The following is an 18178-nucleotide window of genomic DNA, read 5'->3' as shown; positions in this document are numbered from 1 at the left end:
AATGGCAATTATAAACAATTTATGAACACTTTAAGAAAAAAATCCACCTTTAAAATCAAGACAATCTTTCAGGTCTCAATCTTTTAATCTTACAATTAGAATACGTAATTTTGCAAACCAATTTTCAAGTTAATAAAAAACACGATAATATGTTTCATAAATATATAAAATTAGGAATTGCTGCGGCTATTGTAGTATGGGCTGGTTTTCAGTTTGCCGATAAGCACATAGGTAATGGTATTGCTTTATTGTTTTTAGCAGGGATTTTCATTTTCTTTTATTTTAAGAATGAATTTTTGTTGTTGTCATTTATGAGATTGCGTAAAAAAGATTTTCCAGGTGCACAAAAATGGTTGGGTTTCATCAAGAATCCTTCAGGTGCCTTAGTACGTAAACAAGAAGGTTATTTTAACTTTTTACATGGTATTTTAGTTTCTCAAACTAATTTAACACAAGCCGAAAAATATTTCAAAAAAGCATTGAGCTTAGGCTTGTCAATGGATCATGATGCAGCAATGGCTAAATTGCAGTTAGCCGGTGTGGCTATGACCAAGAGAAGAAAGCGTGAAGCGACTAGTTTAATTGCAGAAGCAAAGAAATTAGATAAGCACGGTGTGCTTAATGATCAGATCAAAATGATGAAGCAACAAATGAAAAAGATTTAAATTTAAATCTTTTTCACTTCAAAACGGGCAACTACTTAGAAAGCATTATTATCTAGATTAAAAGTTAGGTTATTTATATTAGCTATTTTTTTAGAATAAGAGCCTGAGTCATACCTGCGGTGATATTAATATTTAAATAATCGTTTGGAAATATTTACAAAATAGATAAATATAATAATTAGGCCTTTTTAATTTATTAGCTCCTTATAAATTATTAATTTAGTCTCAAAATAGAATCAATGAGACTTACCTTGCTAATTGTTGCGTTATTTGTATGCAACAACCTTTACCCACAAAAATTCGTAAAACAAAAAGTATTAAAAAGTAAAAACTCCTCTTCAGAGACCTTTCAGTCCATGACTTTTAATGGATCTTGGTGCTGGTTTTCAGACCCTAGAGCCGTATATTTTGAAGGTAAACACAAGAGAACCTATAGTGGCTGGGTTGACAATTATGGTGATATTCATGTAGGGTTTTATGATCATGATACAAAAGAAATCAAATCAACTGTAATTTATAATAATTTAGAACCCGATGATCACAACAACCCGTCTATTTTATTTGATGAAGAGGGTAAACTAATTGTATTTTTTAATAGACATATGATGGGGGTTCAACCATTATATCAGATAAAAGCAACTAAACCCGAAAGTATTGAAAGTTTTGGAAAGGTTAAAGAATTATTTTTAAATGACCCTGCTTTAAAGGACATGGGGAGTTTAAATCATACCTATACCAATCCTATAAAATTATCTGCTGAAAATGGACGAATTTTCCTTTTTTGGAGAGGTGTTGATGGTAAACCTAGCTATTCATTTTCTGATGATAATGGTGAAAACTGGAGTATTGGGAAAATATTCTTTATGCCTGAACGAATTTACGGTTTTAGACGACCGTATACCAAAATTTATTCTGACGGTGTTGATAAAATTCATTTTGTTCTAACGGATGGTCATCCGCGTAAGGAAAATGAGAACAGTATATATTATACGTATTATCAAAAAGGAAGTTTTTACAAGGCAGATGGTACTAAAATTAAAGATTTGGGAGGGGATCCTTTGTTGCCAACAGAACTGGATATGGTTTATAGTGGTAAAAAAGGAAAAGCCAAAGCATGGAACTGGGATGTGGCTCAAGATAAAGAAGGTAATGCCGTAATTACTTACGTTAAATTCCCCGATGATGAAAAACATATTTATTGTTACGCTACCTATAATAAAGGAAAATGGAATAATTTTGATTTAATTAATTCAGGAAAATGGTTTCCAGATACGGCTGAGGGTGAAAAAGAACCTGAACCAAATTATTCTGGTGGTATGAGTATTGATCATGAGAATCCTAATACATTGTACTTATCTGTTAATAGAGATAGTGTTTTTGAAATTGAAAAATGGGTGACCAATAATGGGGGAAAATCATGGAATGTAAATCAACTTACCAAAGGTTCTTCAAAAAATAACATTAGACCTTTTGCAGTTCGAAATGCAAAAGAAGGCAATCCGTTACAAGTATTATGGATGCAGAATACAAGATATCCTTATTTTGCTTATTTAAGAAATGCTGACTTCAGAGGGCGTTTTCATTCTTCGATAAAAATGGGATTACAATCGCCAACAATTGATAATCCAGTAACTAAGGAAAACATTATTAATATTATGCGACAAACCGCTGATTGGCAATTGGCAAATCCTCGTTATGATGCTGATGAATTAAATTGGCATTACGGAGCATTTTATACTGGTTTACGGGCATTGAGTGAAGTAACGGGTGAAAATCGTTACATCAATCAACTTTTAAATATTGGAGAAGCCGCTGATTGGCAGCCGATGGATGCTGTTTTTCATGCTGATCGATTAACGGTGATTGACAATTGGGCATGGCTGTATGGTAAGTTTAAACAGCCGGAAATGATTGGTAAATTTAAATGGGTGTTGGATATGCATTTGGCTAGAAATTATAAAAAGGCTACAGATGTTCGATTTCAAAATAATCCATACTATTTAGAATGGTGGACCTGGTGTGATGCACTTTTTATGGCACCACCATCATTTGTTGAAATATGGAAAGTGACTGAAGACGAGAAGTACTTAAATTACATGGATACACAATGGTGGAAAACCTCTGACTATTTATATTCAAAAGAAGATTCATTGTATTATCGTGATGACCGTTATTTTGAAAAGCGTTCAGACAATAATAAAAAAATATTTTGGTCGAGAGGAAATGGTTGGGTAATTGCCGGTTTGGCAAGGATTCTCGAAAATTTACCTCAGGAGTATAGCAATCGACAAAAATTTGAACAACAATATAAAGAAATGGCTCTAAAGTTACTATCTATTCAGAGTGAAGATGGTCTTTGGAGAGTAAGTTTACACGATCCTAAATATTTAGACATGGGTGAATCTAGCGGTAGCTCTTTCTTTACTTTTGCCTTGGCGTGGGGCATAAATAATGGTTTAATTTCAGAAAAATATAAACCCAATGTTAAAAAAGCATGGGCAGCTTTATGTAGCAATGTTAATAATGAAGGGAGATTAGGTTTTGTGCAACAGGTGGCGGGAGACCCTTATCCATTTCATGAAGATGAGTCACATGTTTATGCTACTGGAGCATTTTTGTTGGCTGGGAAAGAAATGATTGAGCTCGTTAAGGAATAAGTCTAACGGTGTTCAAAAATGTCATACTGTATTTTGTATCGGTATAATGTTTTTTATGAGATTTTGGTCGAAGAGATGTGTAAAATTATTTAATGAGTACTATTTAAATAGTAGCTTATATGTTTTGTGCCTTCCATTTTAAACCATTGAAAAGTACCACGAAAAAAAACCTCGAAATTAATATTTCGAGGTTTTTTAATAGTTGAAAATCAAAAAGATTATTTTTTCTTTTTGAATTTATCATATTTGTTTTTGAACTTGTCAATTCTACCAGCACTATCAACTAATTTAACTTTACCAGTATAGTAAGGGTGAGAAGTTCTTGAAATCTCTAATTTAATTAAAGGATACTCAACACCTTCAACTTCTAACGTCTCCTTTGAATCGGCAGTAGATTTTGTTAAAAAAACATCTTCGTTAGACATGTCTTTAAAAGCTACCATTCTATAATTTTCAGGATGAATTCCTTTTTTCATCTTAGTATTTTTTTAAATGTTATAATTTATTAGCCATTTATGTAAAATAATCTACTTGGCTATTTTGAGACTGCAAATTTAATACTATTTTTGAAAATTCAAACATAATCTGAACTATTTTATATGAAAAAGCATAAAATAATTTTATCCTTGGTATTAATTGCATCATTTTTTGGTTCATGTGGTAACACATATAAGCTGAAATTGAGTTCGCCAAAATCAATGAAAATCAATGAAAAGCTAACACTATCCGTAACTGAAGAAAATAGTAAGCCTATTGATTCTGTTAGATATTATCTAGACGGAAAACGTTTGCCTGGAAATAAGGATGTTACCTTAAACACAAGTAAATTAGGAGCACATGCCATTTCTGCTACGGTTTTTTATGGTGAAGAACAGAAAAAATTAACCAATACTATTCTGTTATTTGCAGAAAAATCACCTGAAATTTATTCGTATGAAATTGTAAACGAATATCCACATGATGAAAATGCTTTTACACAGGGATTAGAGTATCATAATGGGTTTTTATATGAAAGTACCGGACAAAATGGAGAGTCAACATTAAGAAAGGTGGAGCTGAAAACAGGTGAAGTTTTACAAAAAATAGATTTAGATAAGAGTTTTTTTGGAGAAGGCATGACCATTTACAATGATAAAGTGTACATGTTAACTTGGCAATCAGGAAAAGGGTTTGTTTTTAATTTAGAATCTTTTGAGAAGGAAAAAGAGTTTAAATATGATCAAAGTAAGCAGGGATGGGGTTTAACTCATAACGGTGAGAAATTAATAAAATCTGATGGAACCGATAAAATTTGGTTTTTAGATCCAGAAACAGGTACTGAAGAATCTCACATCGAAGCGTATACCATAGATCGAGCGGTACCAAAATTAAATGAATTAGAATTTATTGATGGTAAAATTTATGCCAATGTATGGCAACGCAATAGCTTAGTAATGATTAATCCTAATACAGGTGCATTAGAGGGTATAGCTGATTTGGCAGGATTACAGGAGAAAGTAGGTCAAAAAGGTGATGAAAATGTACTAAATGGAATTGCCTATGACGAAGAAAACGACCGTCTTTTTGTTACAGGGAAAGATTGGAATACTTTATTTGAGATAAAATTAAATAAAAAGTAATAAATAACATAGCAAGTAGTTATACCTTATAAATGCCCTCAATAATGCGATTATTGTATTCAGTTCTTATTGCTCTTATTATTTTAGGGATATCTTCTTGTCGTAAAGATTTTGGTACCATTGTAAGTTCTGGTAATTTAGAATTCTCAGTAGATACGGTATTGTTAAATAGAGTCTTTGATGATATTAGCTCAAGTACACAAACTTTTAAAGTATATAATAGAAGTAATGAAGCCATAACTATTCCTACTATTAAACTGGGAAGGGGCGATAATTCTTTCTATCGCTTAAATGTAGATGGTGTTCCAGGAAAGTCATTTGAAAATATAGATATCTTGGCAAATGATAGTATTTATGTTTTTGTTGAAGCAACGGTTGATTTTGAGCAAATTACGGATACTGAGTTTTTCTATAGAGATTCTGTTGTTTTTCAGTCAGAGACCAGTGAACAAGATGTTAAATTGGAAGCTTTAGTATTAGATGTTAATTTGATAAAACCTGATAGAACAGAACAACCAGATGGCAGTTTTGTTTATGAAACTATTATTCTTGGGCAAAACACAGATGGTGATTTGTTAGGTGTTAGAGGGACAACTTTGTCAGGAAACAATACGTTCACAAATACAAAACCATACCTGATTTATGGGTATGTGGGGGTTGCAGAAAACACAACCTTAACCATTGATGCAGGGGCTACTTTATATTTTCATGACAATTCAGGAATCGTAGTCGGAAAAAACGCGACTTTAAATGTAAAGGGTGCTTTTGAAAATGAAGTGTTATTTGAAGATGATAGGCTTGAACCTGAATTTGATGATACTTCGGGACAATGGGGAACTATTTGGTTGCGGGCCGGAAGTAAAAATAATAGTATCAACTATGCAATAATTAAAAATAATGTTATTGGTGTATTAGCTGATTCTATTGGTAATGTAAATCCAACCCTAACAATTAAAAATACACAGATTTACAATACGTCTAATTATGGAATTTTAGGTAGGGAGACCAATATTTTGGGAGAGAATATCGTAATTGGTAATAGTGGACAATCTACATTGGCGTGCACTGTAGGTGGTACCTATAATTTTACGCACTGTACTTTTGCTAATTATTGGCGAAGTGGTTTTAGACAATATCCAAGTGTATTGGTGAATAATTTCTTTAGCTATTATGATGAAAGCAATACAGAAGTTATTGAAACCCGTAATTTAAATGCGGCAAACTTTACCAATTGTATTATTGATGGTAATCAGGATGTGGAATTTGTTTTAAATAAAGTTGAAGGAGCGGACTTCAATTTTAATGTTAAAAATAGCATGTTAAAATTTAATACGACGAATACAGAAGTGTTAGACAACCCATTATTTGATTTTACAAATGCTTCTTTATATCAAAATGTAATACGTAATGGAAATCTCGATTTTAAGGATACACAAGAAAATGAATTAATCATAGGTGAAGCGTCTGAAGCAATTGGAAACGCAGATGTAAATGCGGCATTTCAAGTACCTAATGATATTTTAAATGTGAGTAGAACTACTTCACCAGATATCGGTGCATATCAACATATTGTTTTTGAAGAGGAAGAGAATTAGTTGGAAGTCGGAAGTCACCAGTTAATAGTAATAATATTACTCAAACCGCCCATACCAGCTCCAATCATAGAATAATTCATGATCTAAATCATACTTACCGTAGTTGGCATTATCGTTTTTATAAACCCTAAAAATTTTCATTTTAGGAAATACATTTAGAATATTTTTAATGGAGTCAATGTGTTGTTCAGAGACGTTTTTATCTGCGATAAGGTTAAAATACAAGTTTTTTATTTCTTCTTCTTCCCATATTGCCCGTTCCGAATAAATATAGGGTTTTATAAAACTTGAAATATCGTTACCATATTCAAGAGGATGATCAAGTTTTACAATTAATTTTTTATTCTTATACCCAACAAATAAGTCAATACCATATTCTATAGCCTCATTTTTGGTCATCTCAAAATTAGCTTCAGGTAAATTAATTTGAAAATCAAATTTTCTTAAATAGTGAATCCAATAATTATTGACTTTGAAAAGACCGTGATGCGAAAAGACTGAATCCTTTGGTAGTTTAGCAAATAAGGCATCTTTATTTTCACTCAATTTGTAGTCGAGCGTAAATTTTGTGTTAAAACCCGCAAGTTCTTTTGGGAAATGAAATTTTATTTGTGACTTATCTACCTGCCACGTACCTTTCCTGTAAATATTGTAAGTGTAATGAATTATAGAATCTTCATAAAACCTAAATTCGTTACTACCTCCTGAGGGAAAATCATTCCAAACTCCAATCAATTCTTTTTCATATTTATTTCTAGAACAATTAACTAGAAACACTAGCAATAAAAATAGAAGACTTCTTTTTATGAAAATACTTAATCTCAAATTATTATTTCTTATAAACCTTTCCTTCTTTCATTACAAAAACAACATTTTCCATAGTATTGATGTTTTTGGTAGGGTCTTCGTCCGTAGCCACTATATCAGCTATAAAGCCAATCGCTATTTGACCAATTTCAGTTGGCATTTCTAATATTTTTGCATTGGTAATCGTTGCAGACTGAATGGTTTCTATGGCTGGCATACCAGCTTCTACCATATAACCAAACTCTTTACCATTATCGCCATGATCAAAAACACCCGCATCGGTACCAAAAGCGATGGAAACTCCTTTTTTATAGGCTTTACCAAAAGTACTTTGAATTTTAGGTCCGATAGCTAATGCTTTCGGAACAATAATTTCAGGAAAGTATCCTTTAATTTTTGCCTTATCAGCAACTGATTTCCCTGCTGTTATTGTAGGTACATAGTATGCATCATGCTTTTTCATGAGCTCCATGGTTTCTTCACTCATTAAAGTACCGTGTTCTATAGTTTTAACACCTCCTATTATGGCTCTTTGCATGCCTTCATCACCATGGGCATGTGCGGCAACATGCATACCATAATCTTTAGCCGTCTCGCAAATCGCTTTTATTTCTTCGATTGTAAATTGTGGATTTTGCCCACTTTTTGCAACACTTAACACGCCTCCTGTGGCTGTAATTTTTATAAGGTCAGCACCGTTTTTATAACGTTGTCTCACCGCTTTTCTAGCATCTTCAACACTATTTACAACACCCTCTTTAGGGCCAGGATTCCCCATGAGTTTCTTGCTAAACCCATTGGTAGGGTCGGCATGACCTCCAGTTGTAGCCAGTGATTTTTCAGCAGTAAATATTCTAGGGCCGTCAACCTTTCCTTGATTAATAGCGTTTCGTAAAGATACGTTTACACCACTTCCTCCAAGATCTCTAACTGTTGTAAATCCTGCTAATAAAGTAGATTTGGCAAAACCTTGAGCGTCAAAAGCAATATCGGCGTCATTCAATACAAAAGGTGCAATATAACTTTTAGGATTCAGTTGCCCTTCTAAGTGAACATGCATATCAATTAGACCTGGCATTACGGTCTTAGATTTTAAATCTATTATATTATCCTTTTTAGATTTCGGATTTATATATCCGCTTTTTACATCTGTAATTTTATTACCAGAAACAATAACTGTCATTTCAGTAAGAACTTTACCGTCTTTGGTGTCAATGAGCTTACCACAATGTAAATAGGTGTTTTGTGCAGGTAAAATGAAACTGAATAAAAGGCAAAAACTAATAAGTAATTTTTTCATAATGTAGGTTGCTGAGTTAATGATTATATTTGATGCTTAAAAATAAGAAATTTTAATGGCTTTTATTGATAATAATATAGAATCAGATATAATGGTTGTGAAAAACATTGTAGTAACAGGGGCAAGCAGAGGTATTGGATACGAGATGGTAAAGCTTTTGAGTGAAAAAGGACATCAAGTTTTGGCGATTTCTAGAAATATTTCAACGCTAGAAGAATTGCAAAAAACACTTAAAAACATTTCGGTTTTGGGAGTTGATATCTCTGATGAAAATCAACTAAATACTATTTCAAAGTTTCTAAAAGAAAAATGGGATTCTGTTGATGTTTTAATTCATAATGCAGGAGCTATAGTCAACAAGCCATTTGCGGAGACGAGTGCAAAAGAATTTTTAGAAGTTTATAAAGTCAACGTATTTGCTGTAGCAAGCTTGACTAAAATTATGTTACCCTATTTGAAAGCAGGCAGTCATGTTGTTGCTATCAGTAGCATGGGCGGTATTCAAGGAAGTATGAAATTTCCGGGATTATCGGCATACAGTTCTTCAAAAGGAGCCGTTATTACTTTAATGGAATTGTTGGCAGAAGAATTTAAGGAAAAACAAATTGCATTTAACACGTTAGCATTAGGAGCAGTACAAACGGAAATGTTGGCAGCAGCTTTTCCAGGATATCAAGCACCCACAACTCCTAAAGAAATGGGAGCGTATATTGCTAATTTTGCTTTGACAGGTAATCAGTTTTATAATGGTAAAGTGTTGCAAGTGTCGTCTTCAACACCTTAAAAAAATGAAAGAAAGACAAATTTTAGAAAAATATATTCCTTTGGCATCTATTGATTTAGTAATTGATTTACTGAATAAATATCCGTGTAAACTAAAAATTGTAAATAATAGAAAGACAAAACATGGTGATTTTAGAAAATTGAATACAGGTCAATTTCAAATTACTATTAATAACGATTTGAATCATTATCGCTTTTTGTTGACTTTAATACACGAAATAGCTCATTTAGTAACTCATCAAAAACACAAACGAGTAAAACCACATGGTATTGAATGGAAAATGAACTTTCAGCATTTGATGTTGCCATATGTTACTCCAGAAATTTACCCAACTGAAATATTACCTTATTTAGCACGTTATTTACAGAACCCAAAGGCGAGTACTGATGCTGATGCAAAATTATCTTTAGCGTTAAAAAAGTATGATGAAACGAATGAATTAAATTATATTTTTGAATTAGCACCAAAGAATAAATTTATTCATAATAATCGTATTTTTGAAATGATAGAAAAGCGAAGAACACGATATGAGTGTATTGAGGTTAGAACAAAAAAGAGGTATTTGTTTCATCAAAATGCAGAAGTAGAGGTGATTAAATAATAAAATATTTATCTTTCATTATAGATATTAAACACTAGAAATAGTACATAAAAAATAAAAAAAAATGCAACAAAATTATTACGCAGTAATTATGGCAGGTGGTGTTGGTTCAAGGTTTTGGCCAGTGAGTACTACACAATTCCCAAAACAGTTCCATGACATGTTAGGGAAAGGAGATTCTTTATTGCAACGTACTTTTAAGAGACTATCAACTTTAATTCCGAAAGAAAATATTTTAATAGCTACAAACGCTATATATAAAGAACTTGTTTTAGAACAATTACCCGAATGCACAGAGAAACAATTATTGTTAGAACCTGCAATGCGTAATACGGCTCCGTGTATTTTATATGCTGCATTAAAAATTCAACAAAAAGATCCCAATGCGGTTATGGTTGTAGCTCCATCTGATCATTGGATTGATAATGAGCAAGAATTTATAAATAATATTCAGACGGCTTTTATTGCTTGTGAGAAAAATGATATTTTAATGACCTTGGGTATACAGCCTAATAGTCCTAATACGGGATATGGTTATATAAAATTTGAAAATAATGACTCCGAAATAAAAAAAGTAATTAATTTTACAGAGAAGCCTGATTTAGAAACAGCTACAAAATTTTTAGAAAGTGGAGATTATGTTTGGAATGCGGGTATTTTTATTTGGAGTGTAAAAAGCATTGTAAAGGCTTTTCAGAATTATTTACCAGAAATGAATACATTATTCTGTGAAGGGAATAAAGCCTATAATACCAATTTGGAAGATGATTTTATAAATAATAATTATCAAAAAGCAGAAAATATTTCCATTGATTATGGTATTATGCAAAAGGCGGAAAATATATATACCTTGCCAGTTGAATTTGGATGGAATGATTTAGGAACTTGGAGTTCTTTACACGAAAAATTAGAAAAGGACGAAGATAATAACGCCGTTGTAAATGCGAAAACCATTTTTAATGATGCTTCAGGGAATATGGTGAGTACCACAAAATACAAGCATGTTGTTATTCAAGGGTTAGAAGATTTTATAGTAGTTGAAAAAGAAGATGTATTGTTAATTTGTCCTAAAAAGAACGAACAGGATATTAAACAAATAGTTTCTCAGGTTAAAGAAAAATTTGGCAAAGATTTAGTTTAAAAAGAATAAGCTCTATAAACCATGGAAGAAAACAAAAAGGTTGAAGTTGATCTTGATGTAAAAAAAGAAGAAACCCAAAAGAAGGTTACTGGTATCTTAGGTGGTATAAAAGAGTTTTTGATAGATCTTTTAGACATAAAACACGATACGAATAAGGAAGGGACAGTACAGGCAATCAAGGATAATATTTCCATGAAAGGTCATACGGCTTGGATTTTGGTCTTTTCAATTCTTATAGCCTCCATTGGTTTAAATGCGAACTCAACAGCAGTTGTAATTGGAGCCATGTTAATATCGCCTTTAATGGGACCAATATTAGGAGTTGGCTTGTCTATAGGTATTAATGATATTGATACTTTGAGACGCTCAATGGTTAATTTAGGGGTTATGGTTGGGTTAAGTTTGCTAACTTCTTTCTTGTTTTTTAGTATCCCATTGTTTCAAGATGCGACTACTGAAATTTTAGCTAGAACAAGACCCGATGTACGTGATGTTTTTATAGCACTTGCAGGTGGTTTGGCACTTATTATAGCGGTTAGTAGACCTTCTGCTCAAACCAATACTGTAGCTGGTGTTGCTATTGCGACAGCATTAATGCCACCTTTATGTACCGCCGGTTATGGTTTAGCTACTGGTCAGTTTTCCTATTTTCTTGGTGCTATGTTTTTATTTACCATCAATACCATTTTTATAGCGTTAGCAACATTTGTAATTGTTAAGTTTTTAAGTTTTCCGATGGTTAAGTATATTAATTCTGCTAAACGGAAGCGAATTAGTCAATTTGCCTCAGTAGTGGCATTTATTATACTGGCTGGAAGTATATATTCATTTTATAATTTATTTAGAGAAAATGAATTTAAAAAAACGGCACAATCTTTTATTCATGAACTAAAAGGAAATGGAGTATCTATAATTGGGGAAGACGATAAAAATATTGATTATACTAATAAAAAAATAACACTGCCTTTATTTAATCCAGTTTCTGATGCTCAAGTTGGTATTTGGAAAGATAGGATGGGGGAGTTAGGTTTGGGAGAAGTTGAATTGAAAATTCAGCAGCAGGATGATACAGAAATGCTAGCACAAGTGAAAAATCTACAGGATCTGTATTCTCAAAATCAAAAAATTATTACTTCCCGTGATGAAAATATCAAAGAAAAAGAGGACAGAATTAGATTGTTAGAAAATGAACTTAATAAGTTTTACAAAGATCAAATTCCTTTTAAATCGGTCAGTGAAGAAGCGAAAATAAATTATGACGGTATTGAGAAGATGAGCTATGCTAAAAAAGTGGTAACTGATTTCTCAAAAATTGATTCCATCGCTTTTTTTAGTATAAAATGGAAAGATAAAATGGCTAAAAAGGAGTTGAACATGCAAGAGGCAAAGCTCAAATTATGGCTTAAAACAAGATTGGCTTTGGATACCTTAAAAATTATCAGAGAATAGTGTATTTATTTAATCTTTAGTTTTAATAGGCGTCATCTTATTAAGAGCCGCTATTGTCTTGTTTTAATTGTGCTTCTCTTACTTTTTTAAATAAGTTAGAGGAATAAACAAAATCAACCAACGATTCATTGTCTGTTTTAAAAACTTCGTCATTGGTACCTTCCCATTCTTTAACACCATGCTTCAATAATATAATTTTTTCACCAATTTCCATCACAGAATTCATGTCATGGCTATTAATTATGGTGGTTATATTATATTCTTTCGTAATTTCTTGAATTAAATTATCAATTACTGTCGAAGTTTTCGGATCTAATCCCGAGTTTGGCTCATCACAAAATAAATACTTTGGGTTCATTACAATTGCTCTAGCAATGGCTACCCGTTTTTGCATACCTCCAGAAAGTTCAGCGGGAAATTTTTTGTTCGCATTTTCTAAGTTTACACGGTCTAAAACAAAATTTACACGCTCAATTTTTTCTTCATATGACTGATCCGTAAACATTTTTAAAGGGAACATTACATTTTCTTCAACAGTAGAACTGTCAAATAAAGCACTTCCTTGAAAAACCATGCCAATATCCTTTTTTAAATCACGTTTCTCATCACCGCTCATTTCATTATAGATCTGACCATCATAAATAATATCACCTTTCTCAGGTTGAATCAAACCCAGCAGACATTTTAAGAATACGGTTTTTCCTGATCCACTAGTTCCAATAACCAAGCTCGTTTTTCCATTTTCGAAAGTGGCATCAATACCCTTCAATACTTGAACCCCGTCAAACTCCTTATTTAAATTTCTTACTTCAATCATTTTCCTAAAAGCATTTGAGTTAAAAAGTAATTCAATACGATTATTACAATACTTGTCCATACTACGGCACGTGTACTGGCATTACCCACTTCAATAGCTCCTCCTTTAACATAAAAGCCTTGATACGCCGGTATTGTAGCAATAACAAAAGCAAATACAGAAGTCTTAATCATAGAATAGACCAAGTGAAAAGGTTCAAATTCACTTCTAATACCCATTATGTAATCAGCTGAGCTTACTAAGCCTGTTAAATTTCCAGCAACCCATCCCCCAAAAATACCAAGCCAAATACTAATAATAATAACGAACGGATAAAAGAAGACGTTGGCAATAATTTTAGGGAGCACTAAATAATTTAATGAATTTATACCCATTACTTCAAGAGCATCAATTTGTTCTGTAACTCGCATAGTACCAATACTAGAAGTAATGTACGAGCCTACTTTTCCTGCTAAAATAATTGAAATAAGTGTTGGTGAAAATTCTAATATTAATGATTCTCTAGATGCATATCCAATTAAATATTTAGGTGTAATGGGATTGTCCAAATTTAAAGCGGTTTGAATAACCACAACACCACCAACAAAAAAGGAAATAAAAGCAACTATTCCTATGGAGTTAATACCCAAATCTTCAATTTCTTTAAAAATGGATTCTCTAAAAATAGATCCTTTTTGAGGTCTTTTAAAAACCTCTTTAAGCATAATAAAATACTTACCAATATATTTAAAATAGTTGATCAAATTATAGGTTTCTGTTATTGGAAATGAATTAACATTAATTTAATTTTCAAATATCAAAAATATAATATTAAATGTAAAAAAAGCCCTAATTTTGATTTTAATATAAAATATCACTGATGAAAAAATTATTATCTTTTGTTATAACCTTAGTTTTATTCACTTCTAGTTTCGCTCAAAATTCTGTTGTAAATGAACCAGAGTTCAGTCTTACTTCAATAGAAATGCAACGCCCTAAATTGGTTGTTGGTATCGTAGTTGATCAAATGCGTTATGACTATTTAACACGATTTTACAATAGATATGGAAATGATGGTTTTAAAAGAATAATTGATGGTGGGTTTAGCTGTGAAAATGGACATTATAATTACATTCCAACCTATACTGCTGTTGGACATACTTCCATATATACAGGTACTACACCAAGTTATCACGGTATAATTGGAAACAATTGGTATGATAAGTTCACTAAAAAGTCTATTTATTGTGTAGATGATAATGATTATAAGAGTGTTGGAGCAGACGATGGTGGTAGAAAATCGCCGCGTAGAATGTTATCTACCACAATAGGTGATGAGCTTAAAATGGCACAAAATAAGAGAGGTAAAGTCATAGGGTTAAGTATAAAAGATAGATCAGCTATTTTACCAGCAGGGCATGCGGCAGATGGTTCATATTGGTTTCAAGGAAAAAAAGAAGGTAAGTTTATTACCAGTTCTTATTATATGGATAAATTACCGAAATGGGTTCAAGAATTTAATAAGAACGGCAATGCTAAAAAATATTTAAATTCCACTTGGAATACACTGTACGATATTAATACATACACAGAAAGTATAGCCGATGATAATAAGTTTGAAGGGTTATTTAAAGGGAAAAAAACACCAACATTTCCTTATGATTTAAAAAAACTGAAGAAGAATAATGGTAATTACGATCTTTTAAAGGCCGTACCTTATGGTAATACTATTGTAAAAGATTTTGCTGAGGCAGCTATAATTGGCGAGAACTTAGGTCAAACACAAAATGTAACTGACTTTTTAGCAGTTAGTTTTTCTAGTACCGATTATGTCGGGCATAAATTTGGGGTTGACTCCAAAGAAATTGAAGATACGTATTTAAGGTTGGATAAAGAGTTGGCTTCATTTTTTAAGTTTTTAGACGAAAAGGTAGGTAAAGGTAATTACACGTTGTTTTTAACTGCAGACCATGCTGCTGTGCAAGTTCCTTCCTATTTAAAGACGTTAAAAATACCTTCCGGTTATTTTGATAATAAAGATTTTAAAAAGAAAGCATCTGCCTTTCTTTTAGATAAATATAAATCGGATGACTTGATTGAAGATATATCTAATTTTCAAATCTTTTTAAACAAGAGTAAAATTAAAGAGTTGAAATTAGATGCAAACGAAGTTGCTCAAAGTTTAGCAGATGAAGTTATTAATTATAAGGGTATTTCAAGAGCAGTAACGGCTCGTACCATGCAAACTGCCAATTTTACGGAGGGTATAATGCACTTTTTACAAAATGGATACAATCAGAAATTTTCAGGTGACGTATTATTAGTGCCAAACCCGGCTACAATAAGCTATTCAAAAACAGGTTCTACGCACGGGTCAGGTTATAATTACGATACGCATGTGCCTATCATTTTTTATGGTAAAGGTATTAAGAAAGGCTCAAGTAAAACTTTGGTAAATATTACAGATATTGCTCCAACAATGTCAAGTTTATTAAACATTACATTTCCTAATGCAACTTCAGGGAAAGTAGTACAAGAGGTTTTAGAGGATTAATTTTAGGTTGTCAAACTATTGTTGAAATTTTTTAATTAGTGATGATTGCTTGATATATGCAAAACAGCAACTAGATAATTATTTCTTCTTTTTTATATAATGAAGAAATTATATGTAGTATAAGTATAAAACTAATGATAAGGGTTTTAGGTCTAATACCTATACACAACAGCATTAATGTTCATACCTGCACCTACGGAGGCTAAAATAATTACATCTCCTTCGTTTAGGTTATGATTTTCTATTTTTCCTTTCAATACCAAATCGAGTAGTGTGGGAATAGTAGCCACAGAGCTATTGCCTAATTTATGAATATTCATTGGCAATACATTTTCTGGTACGTGAGATTTATACAACCTAAAAAAACGTTTGATGATGGCTTCATCCATTTTTTCATTGGCTTGATGTATAAATATTTTTTTTACATCTTCAATAGGCACTCCACTTTTATCTAGAGCCTTTTTCATGGCTAAAGGCACATTGTTTAAGGAGTATTCATAAATTTTTCGTCCCAACATTTTTATATACCGAACACCTTCATTAGTATTGGGTTTATTTGACTCTCCAAAATATAGATAATTAGATTCTTCAATGGTATCAGATAGTGCGGCATAGCTTAAAATTCCGTTATCACTATTTTCTTTGGCTTCCATAATGCAAGCACCTGCACCATCAGCAAAAATCATTGAATCTCTATCGTGATTATCAATTACCCTTGATAAGGTTTCAGAACCAATAACCAAACATTTTTGTGCTTCACCAGATTTTATATAAATATGAGCCTGTATAACACCTTGTAGCCATCCTGGGCAACCGAATATAATGTCATAAGCTACACAATTAGAGTTTTTAATTTTCAAATTATGCTTTACTCGAGCAGCTAAACTTGGTAAAATGTCTGTTTGAACGCTTCCTTTTTTAACGTCACCAAAATTTTGAGCAACTATAATGTAGTCTAATTCTTCTGGGTCAATACCAGAATCATCAATAGCTCTTTGTGCAGCAATTGTCGCAATGTCTGAAGAGTTTAAATTATCTTTTACATAACGTCTTTCTCCGATGCCTGTAATAGATTTAAACTTTTCTATGATTACTTCGTTCGACGTAGTAAAAAGCTTTTTATTGTCATCATAAAACTGACTTTCAATAAAATCACTATTTTTTATAGCTACTGAGGGGATGAAACTGCCGTTTCCAGTGATAACTGACTTCATATAAAAAAAGGTCTAGGGTGCTGAATTACAACCAACGGCTAAATTAATTATTTTAAGCTTAGTAATTAAATTTTAAAAAGAATATTTTAAGAATTACTGCTCATTTTTATTTCCATAACTGTAGCAATAGACAAGGCTCTTGTCTTGGCCATTTCTGATTTTTCGCCTTTATAGTTGTCGTCAATAGACGAAGTGAAATGTAGTAACCACCTTTTAAAATGTTCATGCTTAAAAGGCTTACGTTCATTAAGAATTAAATGAGGTTGCATGGCATTTCTTTGGTAATCAGTGGTGCTAAATAAAATTCCATTCCAAAAATCAGTTACAATATTGAGGTGTTCTTCTAAATGATTTTCATTAATAACATCTTCAAAGAAATGCTTAACAATATCATCTGATAACAATTTCTTGTATAGTTCCGTAATTATAAAATGGATGTCTTTTCTTGTTTTAATGTCTTGCATAAGGTTAAGTAGTTGCTAGTTTATCTGATAATCGAATTTTAATTATAAAAAGCTACTGTCAAATCCAAAAGGTAATAAATCTTTTAAAGCATTTACCTTAACAACTTTTCCTTCCTCTCCCATAAAATAAATTTCTATTGCTTGCTTTTGTTTGTGCTCGTATTCAGCAATACTTTGTCTGCAGGCACCACAAGGACCAACAGGGTTTGTTACTTTATGTTTCGATGAACTTGCTGAAATGGCAATAGATAAGATTGTGCATTCCGGGTAATTGGCACCTGCATTATAAATAGCAACACGTTCTGCACACAAGCCAGAAGGGAAAGCTGCATTTTCTTGATTGTTACCTAGCACTATCTTATTATTATCTAGTAAGATAGCAGCACCGACATTAAAATTAGAATATGGGGCATAGGCTTTTTCACGGGCTTTTATAGCTTCGTTCATTAAATAACGTGCATTGATGTCCAGTTCATCAATATTTTCGAATAACATGTATTCTATTTTACTTTGTATTTTTTGCATAAAAAGC

The 18178-nt window shown here is 32.1% G+C and carries 17 protein-coding genes; 9 read left to right on the top strand and 8 right to left on the bottom strand.

What is annotated here, in order from left to right; genetic code table 11:
• The first annotated feature begins 149 nt into the window (after positions 1-149).
• Both D3P13_RS19945 and D3P13_RS19940 read left to right on the top strand, forming a co-directional pair.
• Entirely contained in the window at positions 150-665 is a 516-nt protein-coding gene (locus D3P13_RS19945; RefSeq protein WP_117885056.1) for a DUF2892 domain-containing protein, read from the top strand.
• A 239-nt stretch (positions 666-904) separates the two neighbouring features.
• Positions 905-3322 (top strand): glycoside hydrolase family 88 protein, encoded by a 2418-nt coding sequence (locus D3P13_RS19940; RefSeq protein ID WP_117885054.1) that lies wholly within the window; start codon positions 905-907, stop codon positions 3320-3322.
• Between the two features lie 218 nt (positions 3323-3540).
• Here the strand turns inward: D3P13_RS19940 and D3P13_RS19935 are convergent, their stop codons facing one another.
• On the bottom strand, positions 3541-3798 hold the full coding sequence (locus D3P13_RS19935; protein ID WP_117885052.1) for a type B 50S ribosomal protein L31: 258 nt from the start codon (positions 3796-3798) through the stop codon (positions 3541-3543).
• A gap of 123 nt (positions 3799-3921) precedes the next feature.
• Between D3P13_RS19935 and D3P13_RS19930 the strand changes: the two genes are divergently transcribed.
• On the top strand, positions 3922-4941 hold the full coding sequence (locus D3P13_RS19930) for a glutaminyl-peptide cyclotransferase (RefSeq protein WP_117885050.1): 1020 nt from the start codon (positions 3922-3924) through the stop codon (positions 4939-4941).
• Between the two features lie 32 nt (positions 4942-4973).
• A complete protein-coding gene (locus D3P13_RS19925) occupies positions 4974-6536 on the top strand; it encodes a hypothetical protein (protein ID WP_232829256.1) in 1563 nt (520 codons plus the stop codon).
• 36 nt (positions 6537-6572) lie between these two features.
• Here the strand turns inward: D3P13_RS19925 and D3P13_RS19920 are convergent, their stop codons facing one another.
• Positions 6573-7313: a hypothetical protein gene (locus D3P13_RS19920; protein ID WP_117885046.1), complete on the bottom strand. Its 741-nt coding sequence runs from the start codon at positions 7311-7313 to the stop codon at positions 6573-6575.
• Between the two features lie 52 nt (positions 7314-7365).
• On the bottom strand, positions 7366-8643 hold the full coding sequence (locus D3P13_RS19915) for a metal-dependent hydrolase family protein (RefSeq protein ID WP_117885044.1): 1278 nt from the start codon (positions 8641-8643) through the stop codon (positions 7366-7368).
• Positions 8644-8698: 55 nt separating this feature from the next.
• Between D3P13_RS19915 and D3P13_RS19910 the strand changes: the two genes are divergently transcribed.
• From D3P13_RS19910 to D3P13_RS19895, 4 genes are all read left to right on the top strand, one after another.
• Entirely contained in the window at positions 8699-9427 is a 729-nt protein-coding gene (locus D3P13_RS19910; RefSeq protein ID WP_232829255.1) for an SDR family NAD(P)-dependent oxidoreductase, read from the top strand.
• Positions 9428-9431: 4 nt separating this feature from the next.
• On the top strand, positions 9432-10028 hold the full coding sequence (locus tag D3P13_RS19905) for a SprT-like domain-containing protein (RefSeq protein WP_117885042.1): 597 nt from the start codon (positions 9432-9434) through the stop codon (positions 10026-10028).
• Between the two features lie 64 nt (positions 10029-10092).
• A complete protein-coding gene (locus tag D3P13_RS19900) occupies positions 10093-11169 on the top strand; it encodes a mannose-1-phosphate guanylyltransferase (protein WP_117885040.1) in 1077 nt (358 codons plus the stop codon).
• 21 nt (positions 11170-11190) lie between these two features.
• Complete coding sequence (locus D3P13_RS19895; protein WP_117885038.1) at positions 11191-12618, top strand: DUF389 domain-containing protein; 1428 nt, start codon at positions 11191-11193, stop codon at positions 12616-12618.
• 40 nt (positions 12619-12658) lie between these two features.
• On the opposite strand, the gene D3P13_RS19890 is transcribed toward D3P13_RS19895, so the two are convergent.
• Positions 12659-13435, bottom strand: a complete 777-nt coding sequence (locus D3P13_RS19890; protein ID WP_117885036.1) for an ABC transporter ATP-binding protein — start codon at positions 13433-13435, stop codon at positions 12659-12661.
• Positions 13432-14139 carry an MlaE family ABC transporter permease gene (locus tag D3P13_RS19885; protein WP_117885034.1) on the bottom strand — a complete coding sequence of 236 codons (708 nt, stop codon included), beginning with the start codon at positions 14137-14139 and terminating at the stop codon, positions 13432-13434. The genes D3P13_RS19890 and D3P13_RS19885 overlap by 4 nt, the downstream gene beginning before the upstream one ends.
• A gap of 155 nt (positions 14140-14294) precedes the next feature.
• Here D3P13_RS19885 and pafA point away from each other — a divergent pair, with 155 nt between their 5' ends.
• Positions 14295-15968 (top strand): alkaline phosphatase PafA, encoded by a 1674-nt coding sequence (gene pafA, locus D3P13_RS19880; RefSeq protein ID WP_117885032.1) that lies wholly within the window; start codon positions 14295-14297, stop codon positions 15966-15968.
• Positions 15969-16120: 152 nt separating this feature from the next.
• On the opposite strand, the gene D3P13_RS19875 is transcribed toward pafA, so the two are convergent.
• The 3 genes from D3P13_RS19875 to cdd all read right to left on the bottom strand — a co-directional run bounded on the left by D3P13_RS19875 (position 16121) and on the right by cdd (position 18171).
• Complete coding sequence (locus D3P13_RS19875) at positions 16121-17182, bottom strand: 3-oxoacyl-ACP synthase III family protein (protein WP_117885030.1); 1062 nt, start codon at positions 17180-17182, stop codon at positions 16121-16123.
• Between the two features lie 86 nt (positions 17183-17268).
• Complete coding sequence (locus D3P13_RS19870; RefSeq protein WP_117885028.1) at positions 17269-17646, bottom strand: group III truncated hemoglobin; 378 nt, start codon at positions 17644-17646, stop codon at positions 17269-17271.
• A gap of 42 nt (positions 17647-17688) precedes the next feature.
• Positions 17689-18171, bottom strand: coding sequence for a cytidine deaminase (gene cdd / locus D3P13_RS19865; protein ID WP_117885026.1), 483 nt, complete (start codon positions 18169-18171; stop codon positions 17689-17691).
• Positions 18172-18178 lie beyond the last annotated feature (7 nt).

Source organism: Aureibaculum luteum (assembly GCF_003449015.1).
GTDB lineage: Bacteria > Bacteroidota > Bacteroidia > Flavobacteriales > Flavobacteriaceae > Aureibaculum > Aureibaculum luteum.
This window is presented reverse-complemented; position numbering and strand designations above follow the sequence as displayed.